This window comes from Actinomadura sp. NPDC048032, assembly GCF_040653175.1.
Taxonomy (GTDB): Bacteria; Actinomycetota; Actinomycetes; order Streptosporangiales; family Streptosporangiaceae; genus Spirillospora; species Spirillospora verrucosospora.
Genome location: NZ_JBEZJP010000181.1, coordinates 1 through 14,480 on the forward strand (window position 1 = coordinate 1; position 14,480 = coordinate 14,480).

Consider the following 14,480-nt stretch of genomic DNA (forward strand, 5'->3'; position numbering starts at 1 on the left):
GCGGAGGTCGCCAAGTCCATGGACATCTTCAACGTCCAGGGCTACGACTTCCACGGCGCGGGCAGCGACAACTCCTGGGAGCCCAACCAGACGGGCCACCATGGCCCGCGCGGCCTCGGCGCGATGGAGACCGGCTACCAGCGCGGCCGCATCCAGGACGAGTCGATGCTGTACGAGCAGCGCAAGCACGACGGCTCCCTGCCGATCGTCGGCGTCAACACCTTCCGCGGCCCCGAGGCCGGCGACGGGACGCCGCAGACGATCGAGCTCGCCCGCGCGACCGAGGACGAGAAGCGCTCCCAGCTCGACCGCGTCCACGCCTACCAGGGGGCGCACCGGGACGAGGCGCGGGCCGCCCTCGCCGCGCTCAAGGACGCGGCCCGGTCCGGCGAGAACGTGTTCGCGGTGCTGATGGACGCGGCGCGCGTGTGCAGCCTCCAGCAGATCACCGACGCGTTCTTCGAGGTCGGCGGCCAGTACCGCCGCAACGTCTGACGCCCGCCGCCGATGGCCGTCCACGACGACACCGGCGCCCCGGCCCGTCTCCCGGACCGGGTGCGCCGCGTCGTGTCGATCGTCCCGTCCCTGACCGAGGCGGTCGCGGCGACCGCGCCGGAGCTGCTCGCCGGCGCCACCGACTGGTGCACCCGCCCCGAGGGCCTGGACGTGCCGCGGGTGCGGGGGACCAAGAACCCCGACCTGGAGAAGATCATCGGGCTGCGGCCCGACGTCGTCGTCGGCAACACCGAGGAGAACCGGCCCGCCGACGTCGCGGCGCTGCGCGCGGCCGGCGTGCCGGTGTGGATGACGCGGATCCGCACGGTCGAGGAGGCGCTGGCGTCGCTGGGGCGCATGCTCGCCGAGGCGTGCAGGGCACCGGCGCCCGCCTGGCTGGCGGAGGCGTCCCGCGTCTGGGCGGAGGTCGAACCCGGCGAGCCCCGGACGGCGGTGGTCCCGATCTGGCGGCGGCCGTGGATGGTCGTCGGGCGCGACACCTTCGCCGGCGACGTCCTGGCCCGGCTCGGCGTGTCCAACGTCTACGCCGGGCATCCCGAGCGCTACCCGAAGATCCCGCTCGGCGAGCTGAACGCGGCCGGCGCGGACCTGGTGGTCCTGCCGGACGAGCCGTACCGCTTCACCGAGGACGACGGCCCCGAGTCCTTCCCCGGCATCGACGCCGCGCTCGTCAGCGGCCGGCTCCTCACCTGGTACGGCCCGTCCCTGATCGAGGCCCCTTCCGCCCTCGCGGAAGGGCTCGCCGCGGCCCGCCCCCGCTAGCCGGGGCGGCGAGCGAACATGGCCTCCACGCAGCGGGCCATGCGCTCGTCGAGCTCCTCGGCGGGTACACCGATCTCCCGCGCGAGGTGCTCGCGCAGCAGCGTGTACCCGTAGACCGTGGACGCGATGGCCGCCTGCACGGCCGCCACGTCCTCGACCGGCAGCTCGCCGCGCGCCGCCTCCGCCGCGAGGTCCTCCCGGCCGGCGCCCCGGTTGAGCAGGACCCGGGGCCGGTCGTCGCCGTCCAGGACGAGCAGCGTCGCCAGACGGACCGGCTCGGGGTTGCGCAGGCTCGTCCAGAACAGCCGCGACAGCCGCTCCCGCAGCGGCAGCCCGGCCGCGTCCACCGCGTCCTCGGCGTTCGGGCGCGAGCGATGGAACAGTGCCGAGCGCAGCAGCGCCCGCCGGGAGCCGAAGTACTGGTAGACCAGCCCGCGGTTGACCCCGGCCTCGTCGGCGACCTGGCGCAGGTTCAGCCCGGCGAGGACGCCGCCGCGACGCAGCAGCGCGACCGCCGCCGCGCGCAGCGACTCCTCCGTCCTCTCCCGGTCGCGCGCCCGGGGCGCCCCGTCACGCGCGGGGACCACCGGCCACATAGATGACCTGCCCGGACACGAAGGACGCGTCGTCGCTCACCAGGAACGCGACGGTCCCGGCGATGTCCTCGGGCACGCCGACGCGCCGGACCGGGATCTCCTTGGCGGCCGCGGCCTTGAAGTCCTCGAAGTCGACGCCGACGCGGGCGGCGGTCGCGGCGGTCATCTCGGTGGCGATGAACCCGGGCGCGATCGCGTTGGCCGTGACCCCGAACCTGCCCAGCTCGATCGCCAGCGTCTTGGTGAACCCCTGGAGGCCCGCCTTGGCCGCCGAGTAGTTGACCTGGCCGCGGTTGCCGAGGGCCGACACCGACGACAGGTTCACGATCCGGCCCCAGCCGGCCTTGGTCATGTGCTCCTGCGCGGCGCGGGTCATCACGAACGAGCCCCGCAGGTGCACCGACATGACCGAGTCCCAGTCGTCGTCGGACATCTTGAACAGCAGGTTGTCGCGCGTGATGCCGGCGTTGTTCACCAGGACGACGGGCGGGCCGAGCTCCGCGGCGACGCGCGCCACGGCGGCGTTCGCCCGCGCGGTGTCGGCGACGTCCACGCCGACGGCGAGCGCGGTGCCGCCCTCCCCGGCGATCGTCTCGACGGTGCCGGCGCAGGCGGCCTCGTCCAGGTCGCAGACCGCGACGGCGAACCCCTCCCTGGCGAGGCGGACGGCGGTGGCGGCGCCGATGCCGCGCGCGGCGCCGGTGACGATGGCCACCCGGGTGTCGGTCATGTGCGCAGCCCTTCCGTCAGACCTGGATGTCCTTGGCGATGATGGTCTTGAGCACCTCGCTGGTGCCGCCGTAGATCCGGGCGACCCGGGCGTCGGCGTACAGGCGCGCGATCGGGTACTCCAGGATGTAGCCGTAGCCGCCGTGCAGCTGGAGGCACTTGTCGACGACGCGGGCCTGCACCTCGGTGCAGAACAGCTTGCAGACGGCGGCGTCGGCGGGGGTGAGCTCGCCGGCGTCCAGCGCCTCGATGCAGCGGTCGACGAGCGAGCGGGCGGCCTCGACCTCGGTGGCGCACTCGGCCAGCACGAACTTGGTGTTCTGGAACGACGACACGGTCTTGCCGAAGACGGTGCGCTCCTGGACGTACCGGCGGGCGAACTCGACGGCGGCGGCCGCCGACGCGTAGGAGCTGGTCGCGATGCCGAGGCGCTCCTCGGCGAGGTTGTGCGTCAGGTACTCGAACCCGCGGCCCTCCTCGCCGAGCAGGTCCTCCACGGGCACCCGGACGTCGGTGAACGACAGCTCGGCGGTGTCGGAGCTGCGCAGCCCGATCTTCTCCAGCTTGCGGCCGACCGCGTAGCCCTCGCTCCGGGTGTCCACGGCGAGGATCGACAGGCCCGCCCGGCGGTTCTCCGGCGTGGCCGGGGACGTCCGCGCGACCACGAGCACCCGGTCGGCGAGGACGCCGCCGGTGATGAACGTCTTGGCGCCGTTCAGGACGTAGTGGTCGCCGTCCCGCCGCGCCGTGGTCTGCATGCCGGCGAGGTCGGAGCCGGTGCCGGGCTCGGTCATCGCGATGGCCGTCATCATCTCGCCGGACACGAACGGCGGCAGCCAGCGCTTCTTCTGCTCCGGCGACCCGTACTTCAGCAGGTAGGGCAGGACGAGGTTGACGTGCACGCCGTAGCCGCCGAAGCTCACGCCGGCGCGGGCGCACTCCTCGGAGATCACGGCCTGGTACTTGAAGCTCGTCTCGCCCGCGCCGCCGTACTCCTCGGGCACCTGGATGCCGAACACGCCGAGCTCGCCGAGCTTGGTGTAGAAGTCGCGCGGCGGGTGGCCGGCGTTCTCCCACTCCTCGTAGACCGGGGCCACCTCGGCCTCGATGAACGCCCGGATCGTGTCCCGGAAGGCCTCGTGGTCCTCGTTGAAAACGGTGCGGCGCACGCCGTGCCCCTCTCGCCAGCGTTGTTAACAGAACGCTAAGTTAACTCGAAGGTAGTTCTAGAATCAAATGCGAGAGGGGTGCGCGGGCAGGTCAGCAGTCGGGTTCGCAGACCCGGCGCGAGACCGCCCTGAGGAAGATCGCCTGGATCTGCCCGGGCGTCCGGGCCACGTAGGCGTCGCCGTGCGTCACCTGCGCGATCCGCCGCAGCTCGTTGACGTCCACGTCCGATCCGTAGCCCAGCATGTTGACCTGGACGGGGCGCTCCGGGTCGTACTCGCGGCGCATGTGGGCGAGCGTCTCCTCCAGGGACGGGCCGCGCGGGTCCTCGTTCCTCCCGTCCGTCCACAGCAGGACCGAGTTCACGTACTCCGGCTTGTAGGTCCGCTTCATGTGGTCGAACGCCGCCATGACCGTGTCGTACAGCCCGGTGTCGCCGTGCTCCTTCACCCGGATCCGCGCGAACGCGCTCAGCACGAGCTGCCGCCGGGTCGCCGAGCCCAGCCGCTCGTCGAGCGGTCCCACGCTGACCAGCTCCCGGCCGCCCTGGAGCTCCGTGGAGAAGATCCACTGGCCGAGCTCGCTGTCGTCCGGCAGCAGCGCCAGCCCGCTCTGGGCCGTGCGCACCGTGGACTGCAGCCGCGTCACGCCGGGCCCGACCTCCTCGTCCATCGACCCCGACACGTCGATGATGCTCAGCATCCGGATGCTCAGCGACAGCTGGGCCCACGACTGCATGGTGCGCCGCACCTCCGCGGCGGGCGTGTCGGGGAGCGCCGCCGGGGGCCGCGGATCCAGCCCGGTCCGCGGGGAGAACGACGCGGGCGCGGTTCCGCCGGGCGTCCGGAAGCCCAGCCGCTGGAGGTCCTCCCGGGCGGCCCTGTCCGCGAGCTCCTTCTCGAGTAAGCGCGCCGCGCTCGCCTTGGCCCGGTCCTGCGCCAGGACGGTGAACGGGTGGTCGAGATAGACCGTCCCCTCGGCCGGGTACACGGCGACCGCCGCCTCGGCCGGGCGCCGCGCGTTGTAGGCGAACACCGCCTGCTCGGGCGCCATCGCGACCGGGTAGCGGTCCGCCTCGCCCCGGCCGGACGAGGCGGACGCCGCGAACGCGGCGAACTCGGCGTCGACGGAGACGGCGACGCCCTCCCGGATCGTGCGGACCACCCCGGTGAACGACGCCTCGCCGCCGGGGGCGCCGCCCAGCAGCGCACCCGCCAGGATCAGCGAGCCCATGCCGGTCGCGCTGCGGGCCGGATCGGGGACCTGGAGCCGGAGCAGCCGCGGCGGGATCACCCCGGCGTCGTCGGCCGGATCCCGTCCGGCGTCAGGGGCCGTCCCGGCCGCGGCGAGCAGGTCCTTCCACGACGGCCGCTCCGGGGCGCCGAGGTTGCGCAGCTGCGTCGCCAGGCCGCGCGGCACGGCCAGGACGATCGGAGTCGAGGCGATCCCGGCGGACCGTCCCGAGGCGCCGCCCGCCGGGGCGTGCCCGGAGCCGCCGACGAGCGCGGTCCACAGCGAGGAGTCGGGGATCCAGACGTCCGGCCTGCGGGCGACGCCGGCCACGCCCTTGCCGGACAGCAGCGTCGCGACCGCGGCGGGGTCGGCGGCGCGCACCCGCGCGCGGGCGCACCGCCCGCCCGCCTCGCGGCGCGCGTCGTTGAAACGCCGTGCCGCCCGCACGACCGCCGGTGCGATGTCCGGCGCCGCGGCCACGTCGAGCGTCACCGCGCCGCCGGAGCAGCCGTCGCCCGTCGAGGCGATCGCGTACGCGCCGAACCCGGTGAGCAGCACCAGGCCGACGGCGCCCGCCAGCGGCCCGAGCAGGACGCCGCCGATCCGCCGCGGCGGGCGTCCCCCGCCCAGCGCCCACGGCCCCCGCGGCTGTTCGGCGGCGTGCGCCGGGCCCGGGCGACGGGGGGACCGGTCGGGTCTGCTGAAGGCGTCGAAGGGCTCGTCCTCCCGGTCGCCCGGCGTGCGGCGGGGCGGGAGCCCGGCCGGCTGCGAGGCGCCGAGGAACGGCGTGGGGGACGCGGGGCCGCCCGGCTCCGGCAGGTTCCTGGGCGCCCACTCGGGCACGTCGTCGAAAGCGCTCATGGCCGATCTCCGTTTCCCGGGCGGGGCTGCGGGCCGTGCCGCGCCCGGGGGCGGACGGCCCGCCACTGAGACACATGGTCGATATGTCTCAGGCGAGGCAGCTGTGATGTTCGTCTCGACAGCCGCCTTCGTCAAGGGGGCGCCGCTCAGCAGTACGCGGCCGACGGCGGGAAGGATCGGCCCGCGCCCGGCCGCCCTGGCGAACTGGCCCGCGCGGCAGCGCCCGGGCCCCGCGATTCCGGGCGCGAAAGGATGTGAAATGACCAGTTTTGGGGGCATGGCCGGACCAGGACAGCGCAGAGGGCTTGCGTTCTCGCGAGGATGTGCCCGGCCCGGACAGGTCGGTCAAGCGAAGGTGCGGGGGAGGTCATCCGTGAGCACGGGAGGCGTCAACGGGATTCCCGGGCAAATAAAAGCGGCGCCGGGTGGATACGGGGGCAATCCACCCGGCGCCGCATCATCGGTGTTCCGACGGGGGCCCGGAACACCGGCACGGGCGCTCCGACGGGGGACCAGAGCGCCGGTACAAATCGTACACCGAAACCCCCCGCGGTTAGTCAAGAGAATGTCACGACCGGATTTCTGGTCGCTGTCCGGAAACCGGCTTCTGTTCCCGGCGGTGACGGTCGTCGAAGGCCGCCCGGGCGGTCGGTTCGCGTCCCCCGTTCGCGAAGATCACGGCGACGTAGGGGAGCACCGCGGCGCCGACCACCATGAGCAGCGCGAGCCACCACGGCGCACCCGCCACGGCGGCCACCACCGCCCCCACGAAGCAGATCGTGCGGACGCCCATGGACATCAGGTACCGGCGCTGGCGGTGGCCGATGTCCTCCGACATGGGGCGGGGAGCGTCGGTGACCGTGTAGACCGCCGGCTCGCGGTGGTGGCGGTGATTGACCTTCACCATTCCACGGTAAGCCCATGGAGGCCGACCCGCACCGGCGGCACCGGGCAAAACATCTGGAGGAGTCGATGACCGATCGCACGTACCGCGTGACCGAGATCGTGGGGACCTCGCCGGAGTCCGTCGAGGCCGCGATACGCAACGGCGTCCGGCGCGCCTCGCAGACCCTGCGGCACCTCGACTGGTTCGAGGTGACCGAGGTCCGCGGCCATATCGAGGACGGCGAGGTGGGCCACTTCCAGGTCACCATGAAGGTCGGCTTCCGCCTGGAGGACGCCTGACGCGCGCCGGGCCCGGCGCCGGGGCCGCCCCGGCGTCCGGCCCGCCGCGCCGGGGAGGGCGGGGGTGCCGGCGCCGGGACCGGCCCGGCCCCGGCGACGCCCTCGCGCCGTCCCCGGCCGCGGCGGCTCAGGTGGCCTGGCTCACCGTCGACATGTGGAAGTCGGGGACCCGGATCGCCGGCATGGCGGTGCGGGTGAAGTAGTCCGACCACTCGCGCGGCAGCGTCGGCCCCGTCTCGCCGACCTCGGCGATCCGCGACAGCAGGTCGACCGGGCTCTCGTTGAACCGGAAGTTGTTCACGGCCCCGACGACCTCGCCGTCCTCGACGAGGTAGACGCCGTCGCGGGTGAGGCCGGTCAGCAGCAGGCTCTGCGTGTCGACCTCCCGGATGTACCACAGGCACGTCAGCAGCAGCCCGCGCTCGGTGCGGGCGATCATCTCCTCCAGGGACGCGCCGCCGTCCGGCCCCCTCATCGACAGGTTGTCGACGGCGGGGGTGAGCGGCAGGCCGGTGCGCTCGGCGGAGTGCCGGGTCTGGGCGAGTGACGTGAGGGCGCCCTCGCGGATCCAGTCGGTGGGGCCGAGCGCGAGCCCGTTGTCGAACACCGAGGACTCGCGGCTGGAGGCGTGCGCGATGACGAACGGGGCGCACTGCATGCCCGGCGCGGCCGGGTCGCTGGACAGGGTGACCGGCAGGTCGCTGAGCCGCTCCCCGACGCGGGTGCCGCCGCCGGGGGCGCTGAACACCGTCCGGCCGTCCTGCGCGTCCTGGGCGCCCGCCGACCAGTACAGGTAGATCATCAGGTCGGCGACGGCGGACGGCGGCAGGATCGTCTCGTACCGGCCGGCCGGCAGGTCCACGCGCCGCTCGCCCCACTCCAGCCGCCGGGCGAGCCCGCCGGTGAGGCCGGCGACGTCGACGTCGGTGAAGTCGCGGGTGCCCACGCCCGCCCACGCCGAGCCGCCCGCGCCCTTGGCGTTCAGCTCCAGCAGCCCCGTGGGCTGGTCGTGGCGCAGCCGCAGCCCCGCCGAGGAGCCGAGGAACGTCGAGGTGAGGACGTGGTTGGCGAACCCGTACAGGCGCCGGTCGCCGGCCTGCGCGGCGGCGAACGCCTCGCCCAGCGCGGGAGCGAAGCCCTCGAACACCCCGATCCCGGTCTCGGCGGGCTCGTCGTCCCATCCGGCCGCCCCGGAGGGCGGCCCCTCGGAGACCAGCGGCCGGGCGTCCTCGGCGGCCTCGTTGCCGGCGGCGTCGGCCTCGGCGGCGCGCACCAGGTCCTCGATGCCGTCGGCGCCGACGGCCGACCGCGACACCACGCCCGCCGCCACGCCGTCCGCCGTGTTCCGCAGCGCGATGACGGTGAGGCGGCTGGAGCGGGTCACGCCGTTGGTGGTCAGGGTGTTGCCCGCCCACCGCAGGTTCGCGGTGCTCGCCTCGTCGGCGATGACGACGCAGTCGTCGGCGCGCGACAGCGACAGGGCCCGCTCGACGGCCTCCTGCGGCCTGATCGTGCTCACTGGCCGGCCTCCTTCAGCGCGTTGAGGATGTTGACGCCCCGGAACAGCGCCGAGGGGCAGCCGTGGCTGACCGGCGCGACCTGCCCCGGCTGGCCCTTGCCGCAGTTGAACGCGCCGCCGAGCACGTAGGTCTGCGGCCCGCCGACGGCCTCCATCGAGTTCCAGAAGTCGGTGGTGGTCGCCTGGTAGGCGACGTCGCGGAGCTGCCCGGCGAGGCGGCCGTTCTCGATGCGGAAGAACCGCTGCCCGGTGAACTGGAAGTTGTAGCGCTGCATGTCGATCGACCAGCTCTTGTCGCCGAGGATGTAGATGCCGCGCTCGACCCCGGAGATCAGCTCCTCGGTGGACGGGCCGCCCTCGGCGGGCTTGAGCGAGACGTTCGCCATCCGCTGGATCGGCATGCTGGACGCGGCGTCGGCGAAGGCGCAGCCGTTGGAGCGCTCGGCGCCGGTGAGGCGGGCGATGCGGCGGTCGGTCTGGTAGCCGGTGAACAGGCCCCCGGAGACGATGTCGAACGACTGGGCCCGCACGCCCTCGTCGTCGTAGCCGATGGTGGCCAGCCCGTGCTCGGTGGTCCGGTCCCCGGTGACGTTCATGACCTCGGAGCCGTACCGCAGCGTCCCGAGCTTGTCGGGGGTGGCGAACGAGGTGCCCGCGTAGGCGGCCTCGTAGCCGAGCGCCCGGTCCAGCTCGGTGGCGTGCCCGATCGACTCGTGGATCGTCAGCCACAGGTTGGACGGGTCGACGACGACGTCGTACACCCCCGGCTCCACCGACGGCGCGGCGAGCTTCTCGGCGAGCAGTTCGGGGATGCGGGCGAGCTCCCCGTCCCAGTCCCAGTGCTCGCCCGACAGCCACTCCCATCCGTATCCGGCGGGCGGCGCCAGCGTGCGCATCGTGTCGAACAGGCCGCCGGCGATGCCCACGGCGTTGACGACGGGATGCAGCCGGACGCGCTGCTGGGTGGTGACCGTGCCGGCGAGGTCGGCGAAGAACTTGTTCTCCTTGACCTGCAGCAGGGTCGCGTCGACGTGGTCGACGCGGTCGTCGCCGAGCAGCAGGCGGCTCCAGCCCGCCAGCAGCGCGACCTTGTCGGCGGTCGGCACCTCGAAGGGGTCGGTCTCGTAGGCCGAGACCCAGGTGCGCTCCCCGTGGACGGGCTCGGGCGCCAGCTCGATGGGCTCGCGGTTGACGGCCCTGGCGACGGCGGCGACCTCCACGGCCTGCGCGGCGACGCGGGCGGCGCCGTCGGGCGTCAGGTCGATGCCGGCGGCGAAGCCCCAGGTGCCGTCCTTGACGACCCGGACCGACAGCCCGACGTCGTCGGCGTCCAGGGCGGTCTCCAGGGCGGCGTCGTGGAGCCGGAGGGTCTGGCTGCGGATGCGCTCCAGGCGGAAGTCGGCGTGCTGCGCGCCCAGCTCCCTGGCGCGGGACAGCGCCGCGTCGGCCAGCGCGCGAAGCGGCAGCGCGGTGAAGGCGGGATCGATGTCATGCACCCTCCGCAACCTACCGTCCGCGCCCGTCCCGCCGGGGGCCCGCGCGCCGCGCGAACAAAGGGAGGTGAGCGGATCTTGTCGGTTCGGCACATCCGCAGCGGCCGCACGGGCCGCTAATGTCGTGCAGCAGCCAACGAGCAGTACAACGAGAGGGTCCTGATGAGTCGCTCTGTCCTCGTGACCGGCGGTAACCGGGGCATCGGCCTCGCCATCGCCCGCGAGCTGGCCGCGGCGGGCGACGCGGTCGCGGTCACCTACCGGTCCGGAGAGCCGCCCGAGGGGCTGTTCGGCGTCCGGTGCGACGTGACGAGCGCCGAGGACGTCGACGCGGCCTTCAGCAAGGTGGAGGCGGAGCAGGGGCCCGTCGAGGTGGTCGTCGCCAATGCGGGGATCACCAAGGACACGCTTCTGGCGATCATGAGCGAGGAGTCGTTCACCTCGGTCCTCGACACCAACCTGACCGGGTCGTTCCGGGTGGCCAAGCGCGCGGTCAAGGGCATGATGCGCAAGCGCGCGGGCCGGATCGTGCTGGTCTCCTCGGTCGTGGGGCTGCTGGGCTCGCCGGGGCAGTCCAACTACGCCGCGTCCAAGGCCGGCATGGTCGGGTTCGCGCGCTCGCTCGCCCGCGAGCTCGGGTCCCGGGGCATCACGGTCAACGTGGTGGCGCCCGGGTTCGTCGACACCGACATGACGGCGGTGCTGACGGAGGACCAGCAGAAGGCCATCACCGCCGCGGTGCCGCTCGGCCGCATCGCGAAGCCGGAGGAGATCGCCAAGGCCGTCCGGTTCGTCGCCAGTGAGGACGCCGCCTACATCACCGGGGCCGTGATCCCGGTCGACGGCGGCCTGGGAATGGGGCACTGACAGTCATGGGAATCCTCGAAGGCAAGCGCATCCTGGTCACCGGCGTCCTCACCGACGCCTCCATCGGCTTCCACGTCGCGCGGATCGCGCAGGAGCAGGGCGCCGAGGTGGTGCTGACCGCCTACCCGCGGCCCACCCTCACGCAGCGGACCGCCAAGCGGCTGCCGTCCGGCCCTGACAACCCGCCGCCGGTGCTGGAACTCGACGTGACCGACGCCGACCAGCTGGGCGCCCTCGCCGGGAACCTGCGCGACAGCGGCTTCGACCGCCTCGACGGCGTGGTCCACGCGATCGGCTTCGCGCCCCAGACCGCGCTCGGCGGGAACTTCCTGGAGACGCCCTGGGAGGACGTCGCCACCGCCGTGCACGCCTCCGCGTACTCGCTGAAGTCGCTGACGATGGCGTGCCTGCCGCTGATGAAGGACGGCGGCTCGGTCGTCGGCCTCGACTTCGACGCCACCAAGGCGTGGCCGGTCTACGACTGGATGGGCGTCGCCAAGGCCGGCCTGGAGTCGTGCGCCCGCTACCTGGCCAAGTACCTGGGCCCGCAGGGCATCCGGGTGAACCTCGTCGCCGCGGGACCGCTCGCGACGATGGCGGCCAAGAGCATCCCCGGTTTCGAGGGCATGACGGAGCTGTGGCCGAAGGCGGCCCCGCTCGGCTGGGACATCAAGGACAGCGAGCCGACGGCCCGCGCCTGCGCGGCCCTCCTGTCGGACTGGTTCCCCGCGACGACGGGCGAGATCGTCCACGTCGACGGCGGGCTGCACTCCATCGGCGCGCCCTCCATGTGACCCCGGCGGCCGCGCCGCACTCCGGCGCGGCCGAGGGAGCCGTCCTCAGCGGGCCTCGCGCCGGCGGCGGAGGGCGCGGCCCGCGACGCTGACGTTGAGCGCGCCCACGGCCCCGGCGGCCCCGGCCGCCGCGGCGATCAGCATCATCTGGCCGTTGTCCTGGCCGGTGGCGGCGACGGGGGAGATGAGGCGGGTCTGCGGCATGGCGGCCGTCCCGCCGGCGGCGTACGGGTCGGCCGCGATCTCAGGGGTGGGCAGCACGCCGGGCAGTCCCGCCGCGGTGGCGGGCGCCTGCCCGGAGTACGGCTTGAGTCCGCCCGGCCCTGTCATCGGTGCCGGGCCGGGCACCGCGCCCCTCCCGCCGCTCGGCGCAGAGGGCGCCTTGCGGGGGGCCTTGGCGGGCGCCTTGGCCGGCGTCCTGGTCTTCTTCGTGGTCTTCTCAGGGACGGGCTTCAGGCTCTTGGTCGGCGCCGGCGTCGGCGCGGGCGTCTTTGGGGTGAGCGCCTCGCGCAGGTTGCCGAGGTTGCACTTCCAGTTCTCGACCGTGCTCTCGGGGTCGACGCCCTTCTTGCACGTCTCCGCCGCCGCCTCGGCCGCCGGGGCGGCGAGGACGAGGACGAGCGCCCCCGCCGAGACCGCCGCCGACGCCGTTCCGAGCCGCCTGAGCCGCTGGGGCATGTCGCTCCTCCACCCGATGCCGTGCCTGACCTTGTTGACCCTGTCCCTTGTTGACATCGTGTCCCATACGGGGTCGTCCGTAAACCGCGACACGGGGGTTTCTTTACCCCTCAGTACCTCACTGGGCCACCAGCCTCGCGAGCCTGGTGCGCCGCGCGGGCGCGTCCTCCTCGCGGACGGCCCTGGCCAGGGCGGGTCCGGCCGCCTGCACGACGGACAGGTGGCGGCGCGCGAGGCCGAACGCGGTGGCCACCAGCGGCCGTGACAGGCCGTCCGCGCCCAGGACCGCCACCACGCCGGGCCGCCGCGTCCCGCGCGCGAGCGCCACGGGCACCGCCCAGCCGTGCCGCAGCCGGGACGCCTCCGCCGGGGCGACGACCGCGGCGCCGCCCGGGAAGTCGACCTCCAGCCCGTGCGGGCCGCCGCCGGTCACCACGCCCGTCTCGCCGAGCGGCGCCTGCGGGAGCGGCGCCGCGACGACCACGCGGTCGCCGGGGTCCAGGCCGCCGAACGCGCCGGGGCCGGGGTTCAGCCGGGCCTTGAGCGCGGCGTTCAGGGCGCCCGCGCCCGCGTCCCCGCCCGCCGCAGGGGCGACGACCTGGACGTCCTCGACGGGGATGCCGAGGGCGCGGGGGATCGAGTCGGTGACGAGCTGGACGGTCCGGTGCACCGCCTCGCCGGCGTCCTCGGCGGGCACGATGACGACCTCGCGGCCCGGGGCGTCCACGGCGGTCAGCTCGCCGCCGCGCACCGCCTCGGTCAGGACGCCGAGCGGGCCGGACGGCGGCTCCGCGTCCAGCGCCACGACGGGCACGGTCTCCGACGCCTCCAGATCGTCCAGCGGACGGCCGGGCCCGGCGGGCGGCGGGGCGCCGGGCTCGCGGCACAGCACGAGGTGGGCGCCGTCGGGGCACGCCTCGGCCAGCACCGCGCACAGCTCGACGTCGAGCGCCGCGCCGTCCGCCACGACGAGCAGGTCGAGATCGAAGGGCCGCTGCTCGCCGCGCCCGTAGACGACGGCCCCGGGCGCGGCCGAGGGGTCCTCGCGCGGCTCCAGCAGCCGGTGCAGGCTGGTGACCGCGACGCCCTCCGCCGCGCCGCCGGGGAAGGCGGCCGCGAGATCGGCGGCGGCGCGGTCGGTGGGCGCCGCCACGGCCGTCCGCAGGCCCTGCGAGGCCGCGGCGGAGGCGATCGCGGCGATCGTGCGGGCGAGGCCGTCCGCCGCGCCGGACAGGACGCTGACGCCGGTGCGCAGCGCGGCGGTGAGGGCCAGGGAGCGGTCCTCGGGGAGCCCGTCGCGCAGGCCCTTCAGGGCCGCGTCGTCCAGCAGCGGCGCGGCGGTCAGCGTCAGGCGCTGGAACCCCTCGGCCGCCGCCTCCTCCGCGAGCGCCCACCGCGCCGGGCCGAGCGTCTCCTCCGGCTCCGGCGGCTCGGCGCCCTCCTCGAACGCCTCCTCGTCGAACTCGGGCTCCTCGGTCAGCGACAGGACCTCCGCCTCGTCCAGCGCCGCGTCGACGGCGCGCCGCGGGTCGGGGAAGCGCAGGCGCTCCAGCGCGGTCAGCACGTCGGCGGCGGGCGTGACCGTGTGGCCCTGGCGGGCCGCCTCCGTCAGCAGGTGCAGGACGAGGGCCCCGCCGCGGCGGGGATCGTCCGGGCGGGCGTCCTCGCCGAGCAGGGCGCGGGCGAAGTGGTCGGCCTGGCCCGGCCGGACGCCGGGGACGCTCAGCAGGCGCCACGGGTCCTCGCGCAGCCGCCCGGCGGCGCCCGGCCCCAGCCGCGCCGCGGCGCGGGAGGCGAGCGCGGCGGGCACGCCGGTCTCGGCGAACAGCCCGCCGAGGGCGCGCAGGCCCTCCTCCGGGCCGGCGGCGGGCTCCGGCGGCGGCGCGGGTGCGGGCGCGGGCGCGGGCGAGTCCCGCCCGTCGAGCGCTCCGGCGGCGGCCTCCGCCCCGCGCATTGGGGCCAAGGCGCCCGCCGTGCGCACGGCCGCCGAGGGGGCGGCGGACTGGTCAGGGGTGTCGGTCACGGGCTTCCCGTCACGGCTGATCTCGGTTGGCGGTGGACCGTCCAGAGCGTGCCACGG

General features: G+C 74.7%; 14 protein-coding genes. 5 read left to right on the forward strand and 9 right to left on the reverse strand.

Going from position 1 to position 14,480, the window contains the following annotated elements; all coding sequences use genetic code 11:
• Positions 1–495: methylmalonyl-CoA mutase family protein (locus AB0C69_RS22850; RefSeq protein ID WP_360356639.1), on the forward strand; the 495-nt coding region annotated here is incomplete at its 5' end.
• Between the two features lie 12 nt (positions 496–507).
• A complete protein-coding gene (locus AB0C69_RS22855; protein ID WP_360356642.1) occupies positions 508–1,278 on the forward strand; it encodes a helical backbone metal receptor in 771 nt (256 codons plus the stop codon).
• On the opposite strand, the gene AB0C69_RS22860 is transcribed toward AB0C69_RS22855, so the two are convergent.
• The 5 genes from AB0C69_RS22860 to AB0C69_RS22880 form a co-directional block, all read right to left on the reverse strand.
• Positions 1,275–1,865, reverse strand: coding sequence for a TetR/AcrR family transcriptional regulator (locus tag AB0C69_RS22860; protein ID WP_345181177.1), 591 nt, complete (start codon positions 1,863–1,865; stop codon positions 1,275–1,277). The two genes, AB0C69_RS22855 and AB0C69_RS22860, sit on opposite strands and share 4 nt — an antisense overlap.
• Positions 1,849–2,604, reverse strand: coding sequence for a 3-oxoacyl-ACP reductase FabG (fabG, locus tag AB0C69_RS22865; protein WP_345181179.1), 756 nt, complete (start codon positions 2,602–2,604; stop codon positions 1,849–1,851). The genes AB0C69_RS22860 and fabG overlap by 17 nt, the downstream gene beginning before the upstream one ends.
• A gap of 16 nt (positions 2,605–2,620) precedes the next feature.
• On the reverse strand, positions 2,621–3,772 hold the full coding sequence (locus AB0C69_RS22870; RefSeq protein ID WP_345181181.1) for an acyl-CoA dehydrogenase family protein: 1,152 nt from the start codon (positions 3,770–3,772) through the stop codon (positions 2,621–2,623).
• A gap of 91 nt (positions 3,773–3,863) precedes the next feature.
• Complete coding sequence (locus tag AB0C69_RS22875; protein ID WP_360356645.1) at positions 3,864–5,864, reverse strand: substrate-binding domain-containing protein; 2,001 nt, start codon at positions 5,862–5,864, stop codon at positions 3,864–3,866.
• A 568-nt stretch (positions 5,865–6,432) separates the two neighbouring features.
• Complete coding sequence (locus AB0C69_RS22880) at positions 6,433–6,768, reverse strand: DUF3099 domain-containing protein (RefSeq protein WP_345181185.1); 336 nt, start codon at positions 6,766–6,768, stop codon at positions 6,433–6,435.
• Positions 6,769–6,836: 68 nt separating this feature from the next.
• On the opposite strand from AB0C69_RS22880, the gene AB0C69_RS22885 reads away from it, so the two are divergent.
• On the forward strand, positions 6,837–7,049 hold the full coding sequence (locus tag AB0C69_RS22885) for a dodecin (protein ID WP_185024725.1): 213 nt from the start codon (positions 6,837–6,839) through the stop codon (positions 7,047–7,049).
• A 127-nt stretch (positions 7,050–7,176) separates the two neighbouring features.
• On the opposite strand, the gene AB0C69_RS22890 is transcribed toward AB0C69_RS22885, so the two are convergent.
• Together AB0C69_RS22890 and AB0C69_RS22895 are read right to left on the reverse strand one after the other, a co-directional pair.
• Positions 7,177–8,559, reverse strand: coding sequence for a metallopeptidase TldD-related protein (locus AB0C69_RS22890; RefSeq protein WP_360356657.1), 1,383 nt, complete (start codon positions 8,557–8,559; stop codon positions 7,177–7,179).
• Between the two features lie 5 nt (positions 8,560–8,564).
• On the reverse strand, positions 8,565–10,064 hold the full coding sequence (locus AB0C69_RS22895; protein ID WP_360356648.1) for a TldD/PmbA family protein: 1,500 nt from the start codon (positions 10,062–10,064) through the stop codon (positions 8,565–8,567).
• Between the two features lie 159 nt (positions 10,065–10,223).
• Here AB0C69_RS22895 and AB0C69_RS22900 point away from each other — a divergent pair, with 159 nt between their 5' ends.
• Both AB0C69_RS22900 and fabI read left to right on the forward strand, forming a co-directional pair.
• Positions 10,224–10,928 (forward strand): beta-ketoacyl-ACP reductase, encoded by a 705-nt coding sequence (locus AB0C69_RS22900; RefSeq protein ID WP_345181191.1) that lies wholly within the window; start codon positions 10,224–10,226, stop codon positions 10,926–10,928.
• A gap of 5 nt (positions 10,929–10,933) precedes the next feature.
• A complete protein-coding gene (fabI, locus tag AB0C69_RS22905) occupies positions 10,934–11,722 on the forward strand; it encodes an enoyl-ACP reductase FabI (protein ID WP_345181193.1) in 789 nt (262 codons plus the stop codon).
• A gap of 45 nt (positions 11,723–11,767) precedes the next feature.
• On the opposite strand, the gene AB0C69_RS22910 is transcribed toward fabI, so the two are convergent.
• On the reverse strand, positions 11,768–12,400 hold the full coding sequence (locus AB0C69_RS22910) for a hypothetical protein (protein WP_360356652.1): 633 nt from the start codon (positions 12,398–12,400) through the stop codon (positions 11,768–11,770).
• A gap of 118 nt (positions 12,401–12,518) precedes the next feature.
• Positions 12,519–14,480 (reverse strand): helix-hairpin-helix domain-containing protein (locus AB0C69_RS22915; RefSeq protein ID WP_360356654.1); only part of this gene is annotated, 1,962 nt, incomplete at its 5' end.